This window comes from Paraburkholderia sp. GAS41 (assembly GCF_050436545.1).
Taxonomy (GTDB): Bacteria; Pseudomonadota; Gammaproteobacteria; order Burkholderiales; family Burkholderiaceae; genus Paraburkholderia.
Genome location: NZ_JBNDMK010000010.1, coordinates 1 through 16,197 on the forward strand (window position 1 = coordinate 1; position 16,197 = coordinate 16,197).

Annotated in this window: 15 protein-coding genes; 11 read left to right on the top strand and 4 right to left on the bottom strand. The window is 63.1% G+C overall.

Annotated features, from left to right (window positions below; all coding sequences use genetic code 11):
* Positions 1-264: 264 nt before the first annotated feature.
* On the bottom strand, positions 265-1,383 hold the full coding sequence (locus tag P3T43_RS15585) for an AI-2E family transporter (RefSeq protein ID WP_429281938.1): 1,119 nt from the start codon (positions 1,381-1,383) through the stop codon (positions 265-267).
* Positions 1,384-1,670: 287 nt separating this feature from the next.
* On the opposite strand from P3T43_RS15585, the gene P3T43_RS15590 reads away from it, so the two are divergent.
* The 4 genes from P3T43_RS15590 (at position 1,671) to P3T43_RS15605 (ending at position 5,657) form a co-directional block, all read left to right on the top strand.
* Positions 1,671-2,885, top strand: coding sequence for a DUF2863 family protein (locus P3T43_RS15590; protein ID WP_429281939.1), 1,215 nt, complete (start codon positions 1,671-1,673; stop codon positions 2,883-2,885).
* Positions 2,886-3,155: 270 nt separating this feature from the next.
* Positions 3,156-4,010 carry a LuxR C-terminal-related transcriptional regulator gene (locus P3T43_RS15595; RefSeq protein WP_429281940.1) on the top strand — a complete coding sequence of 285 codons (855 nt, stop codon included), beginning with the start codon at positions 3,156-3,158 and terminating at the stop codon, positions 4,008-4,010.
* A 136-nt stretch (positions 4,011-4,146) separates the two neighbouring features.
* Positions 4,147-4,821, top strand: a complete 675-nt coding sequence (locus tag P3T43_RS15600) for an energy-coupling factor ABC transporter permease (protein ID WP_429281941.1) — start codon at positions 4,147-4,149, stop codon at positions 4,819-4,821.
* A gap of 206 nt (positions 4,822-5,027) precedes the next feature.
* Positions 5,028-5,657, top strand: coding sequence for a BspC domain-containing protein (locus tag P3T43_RS15605; protein WP_429281942.1), 630 nt, complete (start codon positions 5,028-5,030; stop codon positions 5,655-5,657).
* A gap of 174 nt (positions 5,658-5,831) precedes the next feature.
* Here P3T43_RS15605 and P3T43_RS15610 read toward each other — a convergent pair whose 3' ends face one another.
* Positions 5,832-7,004, bottom strand: a complete 1,173-nt coding sequence (locus tag P3T43_RS15610) for a M14 family metallopeptidase (protein ID WP_429281943.1) — start codon at positions 7,002-7,004, stop codon at positions 5,832-5,834.
* Positions 7,005-7,072: 68 nt separating this feature from the next.
* A complete protein-coding gene (gene yaaA, locus P3T43_RS15615; protein WP_429281944.1) occupies positions 7,073-7,852 on the bottom strand; it encodes a peroxide stress protein YaaA in 780 nt (259 codons plus the stop codon).
* A gap of 56 nt (positions 7,853-7,908) precedes the next feature.
* Here yaaA and P3T43_RS15620 point away from each other — a divergent pair, with 56 nt between their 5' ends.
* Both P3T43_RS15620 and P3T43_RS15625 read left to right on the top strand, forming a co-directional pair.
* Positions 7,909-8,409 (top strand): putative toxin-antitoxin system toxin component, PIN family, encoded by a 501-nt coding sequence (locus P3T43_RS15620; protein WP_429281945.1) that lies wholly within the window; start codon positions 7,909-7,911, stop codon positions 8,407-8,409.
* A 61-nt stretch (positions 8,410-8,470) separates the two neighbouring features.
* Entirely contained in the window at positions 8,471-9,643 is a 1,173-nt protein-coding gene (locus P3T43_RS15625) for a pyridoxal phosphate-dependent aminotransferase (protein ID WP_429281946.1), read from the top strand.
* Positions 9,644-9,746: 103 nt separating this feature from the next.
* Here P3T43_RS15625 and P3T43_RS15630 read toward each other — a convergent pair whose 3' ends face one another.
* A complete protein-coding gene (locus tag P3T43_RS15630; protein WP_429281947.1) occupies positions 9,747-10,394 on the bottom strand; it encodes a glutathione S-transferase family protein in 648 nt (215 codons plus the stop codon).
* Positions 10,395-10,519: 125 nt separating this feature from the next.
* Between P3T43_RS15630 and P3T43_RS15635 the strand changes: the two genes are divergently transcribed.
* From P3T43_RS15635 to P3T43_RS15655, 5 genes are all read left to right on the top strand, one after another.
* Positions 10,520-12,121, top strand: coding sequence for a 3-hydroxyacyl-CoA dehydrogenase (locus tag P3T43_RS15635; RefSeq protein ID WP_429281948.1), 1,602 nt, complete (start codon positions 10,520-10,522; stop codon positions 12,119-12,121).
* Positions 12,118-12,906: an oxepin-CoA hydrolase, alternative type gene (locus P3T43_RS15640; RefSeq protein WP_429281949.1), complete on the top strand. Its 789-nt coding sequence runs from the start codon at positions 12,118-12,120 to the stop codon at positions 12,904-12,906. Before P3T43_RS15635 ends, P3T43_RS15640 begins: the two co-directional genes overlap by 4 nt.
* A gap of 77 nt (positions 12,907-12,983) precedes the next feature.
* The gene (locus P3T43_RS15645; RefSeq protein WP_429282122.1) at positions 12,984-13,703 is read left to right on the top strand and encodes a histidine phosphatase family protein; all 720 of its coding nucleotides are present in this window, start codon (positions 12,984-12,986) and stop codon (positions 13,701-13,703) included.
* 23 nt (positions 13,704-13,726) lie between these two features.
* Positions 13,727-14,833 carry a phosphotransferase gene (locus P3T43_RS15650; RefSeq protein WP_429281950.1) on the top strand — a complete coding sequence of 369 codons (1,107 nt, stop codon included), beginning with the start codon at positions 13,727-13,729 and terminating at the stop codon, positions 14,831-14,833.
* A 30-nt stretch (positions 14,834-14,863) separates the two neighbouring features.
* On the top strand, positions 14,864-16,123 hold the full coding sequence (locus P3T43_RS15655) for an acyl-CoA dehydrogenase family protein (protein ID WP_429281951.1): 1,260 nt from the start codon (positions 14,864-14,866) through the stop codon (positions 16,121-16,123).
* Positions 16,124-16,197 lie beyond the last annotated feature (74 nt).

Consider the following 16,197-nt stretch of genomic DNA (forward strand, 5'->3'; position numbering starts at 1 on the left):
CAAAACAACACCGTGCATTGTCACCATCACAACCACCCGGCACCGCTTCGTTCTGCGTCGCTGCATCAGCAGCAGAGAAACGAGATTATGAAGAACTTTCGCTACGGTGTCAACAGGGTTTTTTAACTTCCTGAACCTGCCCACCCCGCCGAAAGCCTTGCCACTGCTGGCTCTCCCGTTCCCCGCGCCCCGTTGTCCGGAACGCGAAAGAACGAGATTCTAGCGACCCCATCCGGGCCTTGCAAGGCCTATTGGGCATTTATTTCACGGAGCCTTTTGGACTGGCCGTGTCTCGTCAATCGGTACTGGCCCGGATTCAGGTTCGATGGCCCGGACAGTCGAGGAACCGATCGTCCAGTCGTGCAATACCGTGTACGCGACAGCCAGCAGCGTGGGTCCGATAAAGACGCCGAGGAAGCCGAACGCAAACGCGCCGCCGAGGATACCCAGCATCACCAGGATCAAAGGCATATCGCTGCTCTTGCCGATCAGGATGGGCTTGATCACGTTGTCCGACATACCCACCGCGACCACCCCCCAGATGACGAGGAAAATCGCCCACCCTGTTGCACCGCCGTGATAAAGCCAGATTGCAGCAGGTAGCCAGACAATCACCGGACCACCCGGGATGACAGACAGGAAGAACGTGGCCAATCCCAGCAGCGCCGGGGCCGGCACTCCGGCGATCCAGCACCCGAAACCCGCCAGCACGCCCTGCACCAACGCTGTACCAAGAATGCCGTAGACAACGCCACGCACGGTGCTGCCCGCCAGCGCCAGCAAGTAATCGGCCCGTTCACCGGCGACCCGACGCATGCCCGCATTCAGCCAGGCCGCGGCACCCTCTCCACCGGTATAAAAGAAGAACGCCAGTACGATACTGAGCGCGAGCAGCCCCAGGCCATGTGTCACTGCAATGGCGGCAGCAAGAATCCACTTGCCAGCCGGAGCTGCGAGAACGCGCAATTGCGCGATCAGCTCCGAATTGCCGCTGGTCAAATGAGCCCAGAAAGCCTCGATATTGGGGCCGACCAGCGGTATGCGGGTCACCCAGTCCGGCAAATCAGGCAATCCATCTTCAAAAAGCTTTTGCACCAGCGCGGTAATCTCGTGCGCGTGGGCGCCGAACGCAAACCCCGCATAAACGAATGGCCCAAGCACCACGATCAGGATAATCACAACGATCAGCAACGCCGCGAGCTTGCGCCGGCCGCCGACCGCGACGGTGAGCTTGCGGTACAGGCCCCATGAGCTATAGCTGAGAATGGCGCCCCACAGCAACGCCGTCGTAAACGGCGCCAGCACCAGTAACGAACCACCCACCAGCACAATCAATGCAAACACGGCTGCGAGCCGCTCGATCAGTTGGTCGGATTTCACCATGAATCCCCCTCGTCGTTGTGTCAGACCACGGCAACGCCACGGCGAATGCTCAACGGTCCAACGCCGCACCCCGCCAGTATAAAAGTCCGTCGCGCAACAGCCCTTTCCTTGTATCGACTACCGGCCTCGATCAATTCACTGACTGTCGGAATGTGCAGTCAAGGCCCCTCTTCGCTCACGCCTGCGCCCTCCCTCACGCGGCCTGATCTACCCTGCATTGCGCACAAACGATAGGACGGCACAGAAAAGACTAGAATATACGGTTCTGTGCACCCACTCTTGGATTTATGCGCTCGCGAATCGCCAAACGTCTCCCCCCCGATGCCGACAAGCTCGTCGGTCTCTCGCTCGCGCTATTCGCGTCGGGCAGCCGCACCGAGGACCGCTTCTGGGAAGCGAAGCTCGATGCGCTGCTCGCCAAGATCGTTCGCAACGCCAACCAGACAACGCTGGATGCCGCGCTCGACCATCTTCAGCAAAATCATCCGGACGCCTACGGTGCGCTCGCCGACATGGCGGAGACGCACAGCGAATCGTTCATCGTCGAGCACGAGGGCGCGCCGCATGAAGCCTTGCTGATCGCCGCGCCCGTGCTCGCCTGGACCCGCTACGCAATCCCGTCGGGGCCGCTGAAGAGCGATGCGGCGGATGCGCTGCGTGCTCATCTGCAGGCGCACGTGCTTGCCGCCGGCACCCGTGTGGCGTTGGCACCGTTCCTGTACAGCATCGACCAGTTACCGCGCCACCATGTCGAAACGTGGCGCATCGCCCAGCAGCTCGCGCAGGCGGCCCTCGGCGGCGGCGCCGCGAAAATCAATTTTGGTGAACTGCCGGAGACCTCGCCGATTCTGGCCGATCCGCGCTTCCTGCTGGCCGTCGTCACGTCGCCCGTCGGCGCGCCGGTGTTCCGCTGGCAGGAAGAAGAACAGGGCAACCGGATCGAGCGTGGCCAATGCCTCGAACAATGGGCCACGCAAGGCGGCGCCAACCTGTCGCTGGCATTGCCCGGTTGCGAATTCGAGTGCCTGTTGCCGGACGCCTATTACTCGGCCTGCCGCGACGCCGACGAACGCGTGCGGCCGCACACCGTACGGACTGCCGTGCGCTATCTGTTCGATACCATCAGCGCGGCGCCGGCCGAGTTGCGCGCTGTCGTCGCAGGCTTCGGCGAGCGCCGGATCGACGAATATCGCGTCGGCTTCACGCGCCGCGGCAGCAACGATGTGATCTATGGCGTCGTCTGGCCGTTATACGGCCGCGAAAACGGCGAGTCGGGCATCGACGAGGAACCGCAGGAAGTGGCCAACTCCGACGGCCCGCTCGAAGAAATCGTCGCGTTGCTGAAGGAAACCGGCGTGACGGACATCCGCCGTCATGCGGGCCGCTTTGAGCCGGAATATTGCGATGACTGCGGCGTGCCGCTGTACGCTGACCCGCTCGGCGAAATCGTGCATGCCGAAATGCCGGAAGACGCCGAACCCGCGCAACCGCATTTCCACTGACGCACCCGGGACTGCCCGCCTGCAAGGCCCGTCCCACGGGAATCGCGCCTTTGCCAACCATCACTGAACGGCCCAATCGGCTCACACCGATTGGGCCGTCTGCATTTCTGCGCGGGTCAACCATGCCAATCTTCCTATGCCTTCCGGCCAGGCCGTCAAGAAGCCAGAAATTTGTCATCATTGCGGCTGGTGGCACATCGCAATGCAACCGGCCGCATCTGCCGCTAGCGAGCATCGCACCACCACGACCGATTCATCTGGAGGCATGGCATGCGTTTCTCGATTCTCAACTCCGACGCGGAACGACGCGACGGGCTCAAGGCGCTGCTGCGGCAAATCGACCGTCAGGCGCGTTTCAACGAGGCACAGGACTGGCACCAAGTTGACGGCGCATTGCGCCAGCAGGTGCCCGATCTGCTAATCGTCGACTGGCAGGACTGGATGTCCGCCATGGAGATTCGCCGGTTGCTGGCCGTCTACCCGAACCTGCGGGTGGCCGTACTGACCGACGATACCTCGCCCAAATGTGCGCGCAATCTGCTCGACAAAGGCGTGCTTGGGGTCATTCTTCGCGACACCGATCCGCGCCTCATCGTGCGGGCGCTCGAAATCGTGCTGCTCGGCGGCCACTATGTCCCGGCCGGCGCGCTGGCACTCCGGCCACCGCCGCAACCTGAACCCGCGCCTCGCCAACCCGAAGTCCCGACCAAGCCGTCACCCAGGCGTACACGGCTCGCGAGCGGCCTGTCACCGCGTCAGGAGCAGATCATGCGTTGCGTCCACATGGGCAGCACCAACAAGATGATTGCTCGCACGCTCGGCATCAGCGAGGGCACCGTCAAGATCCATCTGGCCAGTATTTTCCAGCAACTCGGCGCGCCCAATCGGGCGGCCGCGGTGGCTCTCTACAACGGCTGGCTGTCGGCCCAACTCGAGGTGCTGCGTAGCGACCATGAGAGCGCACCACGTCCGGTGATGGGCCAGCCCGGTGTCGTCCCGTTGCGCCCGCGCAACCCGCCGTCCTTCAAATACCCGCTCACTGCCAACGACGCATCAGAGAGTTTGCCAATGGCGGCCGAACCCACCGTTCCATTTGGCGACCCGGGTTCCGAGGAATCGAGCTGAGCGGGACGATCATCTGAAGACGCGCTGGGCCGCCCGCTGCCGGTGTTTCGTCTCAGGCACGAAACCCGCCCGTCCGTTGCTTGCTGGCATGGATTCCGCTCACACCTTTTTCCGTCCAACGAGTAATATGGGATGTATGGGTTTCCTCTATACACCGCTTCCGCTATGGGTCGCTGTCGGTGGCTGGATCGCCGCCGCGCTGCTGCTCGCGCTCGCGCTTTGGAAAAACCCTTTCAAGCGACTACAAGACGCGACGCTGCAACATGTCTGGCTCGCCATCATCGTTGCCGTGTCGGTGCTATGGGCCAGCAACGCGTGGCTCGACGATGGAACGGTGATGCATCTGCTTGGTGCGACGCTCGTGGTCACGCTGTTCGATTGGGCCCTGGCGCTCGTTGCCATGGCTGCGGTCACCGGACTCGCAGCGGTCGTCTTCGATGCGCCGTGGCAGGGCATCGCGCTCACATTCGTTATCTACGGTGCTTTGCCGGTCGGCATTTCAGCGTTGCTGCAGCGCGCCTGCATTGCGTGGTTGCCACGCAATCTGTTCATGTTCATCTTTGGCCAGGGCTTCGTGTCGCCCGCCATTGCGGTCGCGTTAACGGCGGGCGCCGCGGTGGGCACCCACATCGCGATCTCCGGCGGCTCACTCACCGTGGTGCCGGTCGGCTACGCATTCAGCGTCTTTCTGCTCGCGACCGGCGAAGCCTGGTTCACCGGCATGTCCACGGCACTGATCGCGGTCTACCGGCCTGCCTGGGTCACGACGTACGACGTACGCCGTTATCGGCTTGGCGGCCCGCGCGTCTGAAGCGATCTGATCCGGCGTATCCGTACTCGAAGGACTGGCGATGCATCGCCTGCGGCTTGCTGAACCGCGGCATTCAGCAGCCATCATGCGTGTGCGATTTGAGACCGCGTACCACGACAAGGCAAATAAATTGTGTCAGGATTGAACTCCTTCCAGTCGTCCGGCATCTTACGTGCCTGATGTCTCACTAACGTCTAACAAACTTGATGGATTGCACTAACGTACCGCGCCGATTGCTGCGGGTCGTCGGCCGGCTAGCGGCATGTGCAGCGAGTCTCTCGCTCATATGCACCGCTCCCGCATTCGCCGATCAGCTCGAACAGCACAACGAACTCGTCGATAAATTCGTCAATGTCATGCATGCCGATCCGCTGGTCGCGGACTGTGCAGCACATGGTAATTTTGTCGCCAGCACCTCCAGCGCTTTCGACCACGTCGAATTCCCACCCAGCTCATTCGATACCGCCCATGCGTCGGTCACGCCATGGAACGATTCGTTCGACGAAGGCAAGCAGCGCGTCAAGGTCGACAACATCGTCATCGTGGAAGGCCTCGGCATCCGCCAGAACGGCGAAAGCAACGACCCCGCCGATCTGAAATTCCGCTGCGGCTATGTGGGCAACCAGATGCTCGCGTTCAGCTGGAACGATCCGGTGCCGCCGGCCCGGCCAAGTGCGACGAAGCCTTCCGGCAAGCACAAAGGCGGCAAAGGCAAGCACTCGACCGGCAATAAATCATCGACCAAGAAATCGTCTGGCAAGAGTTCGAAGAAAGTGACTTCGAGCAAGACCAGCAGCAAATCAGGCAGCAAGAAAACGTCGGCAAAGAAGGCCTGATGACGAACCGGCACTAGCGGCTGAGCGCCGTTTCGTGGCACCCGGCAGACAAGAGCAAAAACAAAAACCAAAACAAAGCGAGGCATACCTCAACGCGTATGCCTCGCTTTTTTTGTTGCCGCGACGAATCCCGGAGGCTGCGGCTGGCTAACTCCGCACCTCGCGCCACGCGCGTTACGCGAACGTCTCGACGTGTCGCAGGATCGCCTGCAGCATCACTGCCCCGAGCGACGCACTGCGCTCGCCATTCCAGCCCACCCGCTCGTCCGGCAGAATCGCGTTGTCCTTGAACGGCATTTCCAGCGTCAGCGACAAGCAACCGAATTGATTGCCGATGTACTTCGACGCCAGCTTCAGCGCGTCTTCACGGTACTTGCTCGCCGCATAGCCGTATTTGTCCTGGAAGTCCGGGCTCGCGTGCTTGAAGGCTTCGATAAATGCCTTCTGCTCCTCGCCCTGGCGCTCGGTGAAACCCGGCAGCATCTCCGAGCCCGCCACGAACACATAAGGCAGTGCCTCATCGCCATGAATATCGAAGAACAGATCGCAACCGGTCGCATGAATGGCGTCGCGCACCGCCAGCACCTCTGGGCTGCGCGCCGCATCCGGCTCCATCCACTCGCGATTCAGGTTCGCGCCAGCCGCGTTGGTGCGCAAATTGCCGTGCACACTGCCATCGGGATTCATGTTCGGCACGATATAGAACACCGCATGATCGTAGAGCTTACGCGCGACCGGGTCGCCCGCCCAATCGCCCCAGCCAGCCAGGCGCTTGACCAGGCCTTCGACGAACCATTCGGCCATGGTCTCGCCCGGATGCTGGCGTGCGATGATCCAGATCTTCTTCTTCGGCACATCGCCAGGCTGGCCCGTGCGGCCGGTTTGCGGCGTGCCGAGCGTGAGCAACGACATCGGCCGGCCTTCAACGCTCAGACCGAGTTCGGTCAGCGTCGCCTGCGGCATCTGCTGCACGGCGCCGAGAAACTCCGAGTGACGCTCTTCGCCATAGGGCTCGAAGTACGCGTAGTAAATGCGATCGAAGTCGGGCGTGTGGTCGATCGTCAGCACCCGGCCGTCATACGAAGTCGGCACGCGGAACCAGTTGACGCGGTCATAGCTCGCCGCCGCCTGATAGTCGCGCCAACCTTCGGCGAAGGCGCAGTCGGCGGCATTCTCGAAGGTCATCACGCAGCGCTCGCCCTGCGCACCGGAGAGGCGAAAGTAGAACCATTGCGCAAAGTCAGCGTGGCTATCGCGACGCACGCGCAGACGGATGTTGTCGGCCTGCTCGCAGGACAGGACTTCGATCGCACCTGCGTCGAAGTTGCTCGTAATGGATAGTGTCATGATATTTTTCCCGGCTTGTTGGCCAGTTGCAGTCGGTGCAGTGCAGTGCGCCTCGCTTGCGAACGCACTCACTCGGCGATGCGGCGGCGGAACACGTAAGTCGAATCGTTCGATGCTTCGGCGTCGAACGCATAGCCTTCAGTATCGAAACCCTTGAGTTGCTCCGGCGCGTCGAGGCGGTGCTCGATCGCAAAACGCGCCATGAGGCCACGGGCGCGCTTTGCGTGGAAACTGATGATCTTGTAGCGCCCACCCTTCCAGTCCTCGAATACCGGCGTAATCACCGGCGCGTCCAGCAGTTTGGGTTTCACTGACTTGAAGTATTCACCCGACGCGCAATTAACCAGCACGCGCGCCGCATCGAGGCTCTGCAGTTGCGCATTCAGGGCCTGCGTGATGCGCTCGCCCCAGAATGCGTACAGATCCTTGCCGCGTGCATTGGCCAAGCGCGTCTTCATCTCGAGCCGGTATGGTTGCAGCAGATCGAGTGGGCGCAACAATCCATACAGTCCCGACAGCACGCGCACGCGTTTCTGCGCAAAGTCCAGATCTGCCGACGACAGGCTTTTCGCGTCGAGCCCTTCATAGACGTCGCCGTTGAACGCGAGCACCGCCTGCTTCGCGTTGCGGGTGTCGAACTTCGGCGACCATTCGGCGTAGCGCTCGAAGTTGAGCTGGGCGAGTGGATCGGAAATGCTCATCAGCGTACCAATCTGCTGTGGCGATAACTGGCGCAATCCACCAATCAATTCGGCAGCGTCGTCGACAAAATCGGGGATCGTATGCTTCCTGACGTGCGATGGGGTTTCGTAGTCGAGCGATTTCGCCGGCGACAGAACGATTATCATAGAGGCTTGCAGGCACGCCGTGCCTGGCATTAATGACGAAAGCCAGATTGTAACGAATGCCCGACTCCCCTGCCGCACGCGCACTGCGCGTGGTCCTCGACTCGAACGTCTGGATCGACATCCTCGTGTTCGACGATCCGCACACGCGCCCCATCCGCGCTGCCCTTGAAAGCGGCGCGCTGCAGGCATTGATCGACGCCCGCTGCCTCGCGGAACTGACCTACGTGCTCGATTACCCGCAATTCGCGCGGCGCGCGATCGACAAGACAGCGGTGCTCGCCACGGTTGCGCGTCTCGCGCAATTCGTCGAACCGGTGTCCGATCCGAGCTCCACTGCCGCTGCCGACGCGCGGCCGCTGCCGAAGTGCAAGGACCGCGACGACCAGAAATTCCTCGAACTGGCACACGCTGCGAAGGCCGACTGGCTGGTCTCGAAAGACCGTGCCGTACTGAAACTCGCGCGCCGCATTGTCCGCGATTTCGGTTTCCAGATTGCGCAGCCCGCGCCGTTCGTGGCCGCCTGCCTGCTACCGACCGAGGAGGCCGCAGCGGTCTGACGCCCACGCCGCGCGCCCATTCCCTACCATCGAAAACCGTTGATCGAGCACCGATAGCGCCATGAATGCACCGCACGATACGCCAATGACTCCGTCGTTTCCGTCCCGTCTGCCGAACGTGGGCACCACCATTTTCACCGTGATGAGCGCGCTCGCCACGGAAAAAGGGGCCGTGAACCTGGGACAGGGGTTCCCGGACTTCGGTTGCGATCCGCGCATTGTCGACGCTGTGGCCAATGCCATGCGCGACGGCCACAACCAGTACCCGCCGATGGCGGGCGCCGCGCCGCTGCGCGAGGCCATCTCCGACAAGATCGCCAGTCTGTACGGCCGCCGCTACGACGCGAACACGGAGATCACCGTCACGGCGGGCGCCACCCAGGCGTTGCTGACCGCGATTCTCTGCACGGTGCATCCGGGCGACGAAGTCGTCGTGGTCGAGCCGACCTACGACAGCTACGTGCCGTCCATCGAACTGGCGGGCGGCAAACCGGTGTTCGTCACGCTCGACGCGCCCGAGTACCGGATCCCGTTCGACAAACTCGCCGCCGCCATCACGCCGAAGACGCGCCTGCTGCTGATCAACACACCGCACAATCCGACCGGCACGGTATGGCGCGCCGGCGACATGCGCAAGCTCGAAGACATCGTGCGCGGCACCAATGTGCTGATTTTGTCTGACGAAGTGTACGAACACATGGTGTACGACGGCGCGCCGCACGAAAGCGTGGCCCGTTATCCGGAACTCGCGCAGCGCAGCTTCGTGGTGTCGAGTTTCGGCAAGACGTATCACGTGACGGGCTGGAAGGTGGGCTATGTCGCCGCGCCCGCCGCCCTGAGCGCCGAATTCCGCAAGGTGCACCAGTTCAACGTGTTCACGGTGAATACGCCCATGCAGGTCGGCCTCGCGCAATACATGCGCGACCCGGCGCCCTATCTGGAGTTGCCTGCGTTCTACCAGAAGAAGCGCGACTTTTTCCGCGCCGGGCTCGCGAACACGCGCTTCAGGCTGTTGCCCTGCACCGGGACCTACTTCCAGTGCGTCGACTACTCGGCCATCAGCGACCTGCCCGAAGCCGAGTTCGCGCAATGGCTGACGGGCGAAATTGGCGTTGCCGCCATTCCCGTCTCGGCGTTCTATCACGAGTCGCATGAGTCGGGTGTGGTGCGCTTCTGCTTCGCCAAGCAGGAGAGCACGCTCGCCACGGCGCTCGACCGGCTCGCGCGTCTCTAGGATGACGCCCGCGATGCCGCGAACGGACCTGCGTTCTGCGCCATCGCATGGAGTGGCGGCGCGCGCCAGCATGCCATCACCGTGTTCACTCCACGCCGCTTGCTCAGGTTGGGCTGGTCGACGCGATAAACGCCTTGCGGTCCGCCGTCACGCGTTGCGCCGCCGGCCGCTCGCCCACCGTCTTCACATAGCGTTTCCAGTCCACCCCGGCATCGAGCAGAAAGTCGCGTCCGTAGATGATCTGCGTGGTCATGCCGACGAGCGGCAAGCTCACGAATGCCGCCGTATCCGCCACGCCGAATGCCTCACCACGCAGAAACGGCGCGAACTTCGCGAGCCGCCTGAAGCCGGCAATGTGACGCGTCAGCAACTTTTCGACACGCCCTTTGGTGGCGTCAGTCACGGTGCCGCCGAAGAACGCCTGCTTGTACAGATCGCGCACCACCAGTTCCAGATGCAGGTCGACGAACGTGATCAGTTCGCGCTCTTTCGCGGCCGCCCAGGGGTCGGCCGCAAAAATACCCTTCTCGGGAAAGCGCGCATGCAGATATTCGACGATCGCCTGCGACTCGCACAGATCGCCGTGCTCGGTCTGGATATACGGCACCTTGCCGAGCGGCGAGTGCGCGAGCAGCGCCTCTTCCTGGCTCGTCATCACCAGCACCTCCTCGAACGGGATGCCGTATTCGAGCAGCACGAACTTGACCTTGTTGTAGTAGTTGGACAGTGCAAAGCCGCACAGCTTGATCATCGGGTGTCTCCTTTTGACGGGTGGTCGAACCGCTCAACAGAAACGGGCTGGCGGCCTTTGAATCAATCATCCAGTAAATTGCACGAGCGTGCTATTCTAAAATAACCATGGAGTCGAGCAACCCAATGACCTCTCGCCATCACAGCATCGAGACTATCGGCATTGTTGGAACGGGCGCAATGGGGCGCGGCATTGCGCAGATCGCTGCGCTGGCGGGTCTGACCGTGCGTCTGTACGACACCAATCCGGCCGCGGTCGGCGCGGCACGCGACTACCTCGCCGACACCTTCGCCAAGCTCACCGCCAAAGGCAAGCTCGAGCAGGCCCGCTCGCTGGCGGCGCTTGCCAACGTCACCGGCGCGCAAGCCATCGGCGATCTGGCGGATTGCGATCTGGTGGTCGAAGCGATCGTCGAAAAGCTCGACGTGAAACGCGCCCTCTTTCGCGAACTCGAAACCGTCGTCAGCGGCCGGTGTGTGCTGGCGTCGAATACCTCGTCATTATCGATCACGTCGATTGCCGCGGGATGTACGGATCCCGCGCGCGTGGTCGGCTATCACTTCTTCAACCCCGTGCCGCTGATGAAAGTCGTCGAAGTGATCGACGGCCTGCGCAGCGATCCCGCCGCCGGCGACGCGCTGATGGACCTCGCGCGCCGCATGGGTCATACGCCGGTGCGCGCGAAGGATATGCCGGGCTTCATCGTCAATCACGCGGGCCGCGGCATGAATACCGAAGGCCTGCGCGTCGCGGGCGAAGGTGTCGCCAGCTTCGTGGAGATCGACCGCATCATGCGTGAGCAGGCCGGCTTTCGCCTCGGGCCGTTCGAACTGCTCGACCTGACCGCGCTCGACGTATCGCATCCCGTGATGGAATCGATCTATCACCAGTTCTATGAGGAACCGCGCTTCACGCCGTCGCCGATTACCGGCACGCGTCTCGCGGGCGGCCTGATTGGCCGCAAGACCGGCGAAGGCTTTTATCGCTACGACGACGGCAAGCAGCAAGTGCCTGAGGAAGCAGCGGCGCCCACTGAACTGCCCAGCCGCGTGTGGGTCAGCAAGCGCTATGCGCAAGCGCATGAGGCGGTGCTGCAACTCGTCGCGAAAGCCGGTGTGGCGCTTGACGAAGGCGACTCGCCCGCAGCGGATTCGCTGATCGTCGTGACGCCGTTCGGTCACGACGCGACCACCGCTGCGGTGGACGAAGCGCTCGACGCAAGCCGCGTCGTCGCCGTCGACACGCTGTTCCCGCTCGTCACCGCGCAACGCCGCACGTTGATGACGACACCGGCCACCACACGCGCCGCGCGCGACACCGCGCATGCGCTGTTTGCCGCTGACGGCATCCCCGTCACCGTGATCCGCGATTCGACCGGCTTCGTGGCACAACGGGTAGTGGCGACGATCGTCAATATTGGCTGCGAGATCGCACAGAAACAGATCGCCACGCCGCAGGACATCGACCTCGCCGTGACGCTGGGTCTCGGCTATCCGCGCGGCCCGCTCGCGCTCGGCGACGCACTCGGCGCACAAACGCTGCTCACGATCCTGCGCCATATGTTCAGCGTGCTGGGCGACCCGCGCTATCGCCCATCGCCGTGGCTCGCGCGGCGCGCGCAACTGGGTCTGTCGCTCACCCAGGGCGACGCGGCCGATGCGCCCGCTACGCCCGCTACGCCCGTTACGCCCGCTACGCCCGCTGCTCAACCGGGAAACCTGTCATGAGCGCCGAACTGCTGACCTCACGACCGGACGAAAGCGAATCGACGCTTGTCCTCACGCTATCGAATCCAGGTGCGCGTAACGCGCTGCATCCCGACATGTACGCGGCCGGCATCGAAGCGCTCGACAGTGCCGAGCGCGATCCGTCGGTGCGCGCCATCGTCATCACCGGTGCGGACCAGTTCTTCTGCGCCGGCGGCAACCTCAACCGTCTGCTCGAGAATCGCGCGAAGGATCCGTCGGTGCAGGCGCAAAGCATCGACATGCTCGGCGAATGGATCGCCGCGCTGCGTGATTCGTCGAAGCCCGTGATTGCCGCCGTCGAAGGTGCGGCCGCCGGGGCGGGCTTTTCGTTGGTGCTCGCCTGCGACCTGCTGGTCGCCGCCGACGACGCGAAGTTCGTCATGTCGTACGCGCGCGTCGGGCTCACGCCGGATGGCGGCGGTTCGTGGTTCCTCGCGCAGGCATTGCCCCGCCAGCTCGCCACCGAAGTGCTGCTGGAAGGCAAACCGATCGGCGCCGCGCGTCTCCATGAACTCGGCGTGGTGAACCGTCTCGCCAAAGCCGGCGCGGTGCGCGACAGCGCGATCGCATGGGCCGAAGAGCTCGGCAAGATCTCGCCAAACGCCACGGTCCGTATCAAGAGCCTGATCGCCGCCGCGGGCACGCAACCGCTCGCCGATCATCTGGTCGCGGAGCGCGATCACTTCGTCGCCTCGCTGCATCATCGCGACGCACTCGAAGGCATCACCGCGTTCCTCGACAAGCGCGCTCCGAAATACAAATGAGCCCTACTGAACAAATAAGCGAGCCGATGAGCGAGCCGATGAGTGAGCCAACGAGCAAGCCTGTGAGCGAACCCGTCATGCCTGAATTTGAACTGCCGAAGCGCCGCCGCATCTACCTGATGCGGCATGGCGACGTGACGTACTTCGACGCCACGGGCCGCGCGATCGATCCGGAAACCGTCCCGCTCAACGCCAACGGCCGCGAACAGGCCAGCGCCGCGGGTCAGGCGTTCGCCCTGCAGCAGATCCGCTTCGACCGGGTGATCGTGAGCGGCCTGCCGCGCACTGTCGAAACCGCGCAGCGCGTGCTGGCCGAAACACGTCAGCCTATCGAACCCGAGATTGAACCCGCGCTGCAGGAGATTCGCGGCGGCAAGCTGGGCAGCATCCCCGCCGCCGATCTCGAAGCCGCGTTCCTTGGTGCGTTCGACGGCGTGGTCCCGGAGAACACGCGCTTTCTCGGCGGCGAAACCATCGGCGAGCTATTCGACCGCGTGCTGCCCGCGATCGCGGCCCTGCGCGCCGATACCTCGTGGGACACCGTGTTGCTGGTCCTGCATGGCGGCGTGAATCGCGCCATCCTGTCGCACGCCATCACGGCGGGTGGCCGCACGTTCTTCGGTCATCTGTCGCAGGCCACCGGCTGCATCAACGCGCTGGATGTCGGCGCCGCGCCGCGCGACTGGGTGCTGCGCACGCTCAACTACGCGCCGCCGTCGCCGCTGCATCGCGACGTGCGGAACACGACGATGGAAATGCTCTACGCCCAATTCATTCAAACCAGGCGCGAGGCGTAGTCAACACTGAACTGGAGGAGACAATGGGCGAAGCCACGCAGACGGGCGAACCTGAACAGAAGCCAGACTATTCCGCATTCGAAGGCACGCGCCCCATCACCGAGCGGCAACGCTTCGACGGCGACGCACTCGAGGTCTGGCTCACGCAGCATGTCGACGGCTTTGCCGGGCCGCTCACGATCGAGCAGTTCGCCGGCGGTCAGTCGAATCCCACCTTCAAGCTGATCACACCGTCACGCAGCTATGTGATGCGCGCAAAGCCCGGACCGGCAGCGAAACTGCTACCGTCCGCGCATGCGATCGAGCGCGAGTATCGCGCCATGCATGCGCTCGCCGGCACCGACGTGCCGGTCGCGCAGATGCTCGCGTTGTGCGAGGACGAGAGCGTGATCGGCCGTGCGTTCTACGTGATGGAGTTCGTCGAGGGGCGCGTGTTGTGGGATCAGTCGCTGCCCGGCATGACACCTGTGGAGCGCGCCGCAATCTATGACGAGATGAATCGCGTGATCGCAGCGCTGCATCGCGTCGATGTCGCCAGCATCGGCCTTATCGACTATGGCAAACCCGGCAATTACTTCGCACGGCAGATCGGCCGCTGGAGCAAGCAATACCTCGCCTCGGAAACCGAGCCTATCGACGCAATGCACCGGCTCATCGAATGGTTGCCGCAGCATATGCCGGACGAAACCGGCGAACGCGTCTCGATCGTGCATGGCGATTACCGGCTCGACAACCTGATCTTCCATCCGCACGAGCCGCGCGTGCTGGCCGTGCTCGACTGGGAACTGTCGACACTCGGCAACCCGCTCGCCGACTTCGCCTATCACTGCATGGCCTGGCACGTCGACCCGGCGCAATTCCGCGGCATTGCCGGCCTCGACTGGGCCACGCTCGGCATCCCGGACGAAGCGCACTACGTGGAACGCTACTGCGCGCGCACCGGCTTCGAGATCCACGGCGACTGGAACTTCTATCTGGCCTACAACATGTTCCGGATTGCCGCGATCCTGCAAGGCATCATGAAACGCGTCGTCGACGGCACCGCTGCCAGCGCGCAAGCGCTCGACGCGGGCCGCCGCGCGCGGCCCATGGCGGAACTCGCCTGGCGCTACGCGCAGAAAGTGCACTAACCGACATCCCCGTCATTCGCGAGGTTTTAGATGAATTTCGATTACACCCCGAAGGTTCAGGCACTACGCGAGAAACTGCTCGCTTTCTTCGACGAGCACATTTATCCGAGCGAACGCGCCTTCTCCGACGAGATCGCGCGCAATCGCGCGAACGGCAATGCGTGGCTGCCGACCGAACTGATCGAGCAACTCAAGCACAAAGCGCGCGACGCCGGTTTGTGGAATCTGTTTCTGCCGGACTCCGAACGCGGCGCCGGTCTGACGAACCTCGAATACGCGCCGCTGTGCGAAATCATGGGACGCGTGCCCTGGGCGCCGGAGGTGTTCAACTGCAATGCGCCCGACACCGGCAACATGGAGACCATCGAGCGCTACGGCAGTCCGGACAATAAGCGCCAATGGCTCGAGCCGCTGCTGCAAGGGCAGATCCGTTCGGCATTCCTGATGACCGAGCCGGAAGTGGCGTCATCGGATGCCACGAACATCCAGACAAGCATCGTGCGCGATGGCGACGACTACGTGATAAACGGTCACAAATGGTGGTCGTCGGGCGCGGGCGATCCGCGGTGCAAGGTCTACATCGTGATGGGCAAAACCGATCCCGATGCGCCACGCCATCAGCAGCAATCCATGATCCTCGTGCCCGCCGACGCCACCGGCATCACCGTGCATCGTCCGCTCACCGTGTTCGGCTACGACGACGCCCCGCACGGCCATATGGAAATCACGCTCGAGAACGTCAGGGTGCCGGCTTCGAATATGCTGCTCGGCGAAGGACGCGGTTTCGAGATCGCCCAAGGGCGGCTCGGCCCGGGCCGAATTCATCACTGCATGCGCCTGATCGGCCTGGCGGAACGCGCGCTCGAGTTGATGGCGAAGCGCACGCTGCAGCGCGTCGCGTTCGGCAAGCCGGTGGCCGCGCAAGGCGTGACGCAGGAACGCATCGCCGAGGCTCGCTGCATGATCGAACAGGCGAGGCTGCTGACGCTCAAGACCGCTTACATGATGGACACGGTCGGCAACAAGGGCGCGCGTGGTGAGATCGCCATGATCAAGGTGGTCGCGCCGAATATGGCCTGTCAGGTGATCGACTGGGCGATGCAGGCACACGGCGCCGCGGGTCTCAGCGAGGACTTCCCGCTCGCCTACGCCTACACGTCTGCGCGGACGCTGCGTTTTGCCGATGGCCCGGATGAGGTGCATCGCAACGCCATTGCGAAGCTGGAACTGGCGAAGCATATGGACGCCGGTGCGGCCGCACGGGTCGAGATGCCGGTTACACGTTCGTGATGTCGTTGCGCTGAATTACGCGCACAAAAAATGCGCGGACGGTACAAAAACCGCCCGCGCATGTCATCCATCAT

Coding starts and splice junctions, on each gene's coding strand:
- yaaA (WP_429281944.1), bottom strand. CDS start 7,852: ATGATAATCGTTCTGTCGCCGGCGAAATCGCTCGACTACGAAACCCCA.
- P3T43_RS15630 (WP_429281947.1), bottom strand. CDS start 10,394: ATGATCAAGCTGTGCGGCTTTGCACTGTCCAACTACTACAACAAGGTC.
- P3T43_RS15645 (WP_429282122.1), top strand. CDS start 12,984: ATGCCTGAATTTGAACTGCCGAAGCGCCGCCGCATCTACCTGATGCGG.
- P3T43_RS15650 (WP_429281950.1), top strand. CDS start 13,727: ATGGGCGAAGCCACGCAGACGGGCGAACCTGAACAGAAGCCAGACTAT.
- P3T43_RS15635 (WP_429281948.1), top strand. CDS start 10,520: ATGACCTCTCGCCATCACAGCATCGAGACTATCGGCATTGTTGGAACG.
- P3T43_RS15655 (WP_429281951.1), top strand. CDS start 14,864: ATGAATTTCGATTACACCCCGAAGGTTCAGGCACTACGCGAGAAACTG.
- P3T43_RS15590 (WP_429281939.1), top strand. CDS start 1,671: ATGCGCTCGCGAATCGCCAAACGTCTCCCCCCCGATGCCGACAAGCTC.
- P3T43_RS15600 (WP_429281941.1), top strand. CDS start 4,147: ATGGGTTTCCTCTATACACCGCTTCCGCTATGGGTCGCTGTCGGTGGC.
- P3T43_RS15625 (WP_429281946.1), top strand. CDS start 8,471: ATGAATGCACCGCACGATACGCCAATGACTCCGTCGTTTCCGTCCCGT.
- P3T43_RS15640 (WP_429281949.1), top strand. CDS start 12,118: ATGAGCGCCGAACTGCTGACCTCACGACCGGACGAAAGCGAATCGACG.
- P3T43_RS15595 (WP_429281940.1), top strand. CDS start 3,156: ATGCGTTTCTCGATTCTCAACTCCGACGCGGAACGACGCGACGGGCTC.
- P3T43_RS15605 (WP_429281942.1), top strand. CDS start 5,028: ATGGATTGCACTAACGTACCGCGCCGATTGCTGCGGGTCGTCGGCCGG.
- P3T43_RS15610 (WP_429281943.1), bottom strand. CDS start 7,004: ATGACACTATCCATTACGAGCAACTTCGACGCAGGTGCGATCGAAGTC.
- P3T43_RS15620 (WP_429281945.1), top strand. CDS start 7,909: ATGCCCGACTCCCCTGCCGCACGCGCACTGCGCGTGGTCCTCGACTCG.
- P3T43_RS15585 (WP_429281938.1), bottom strand. CDS start 1,383: ATGGTGAAATCCGACCAACTGATCGAGCGGCTCGCAGCCGTGTTTGCA.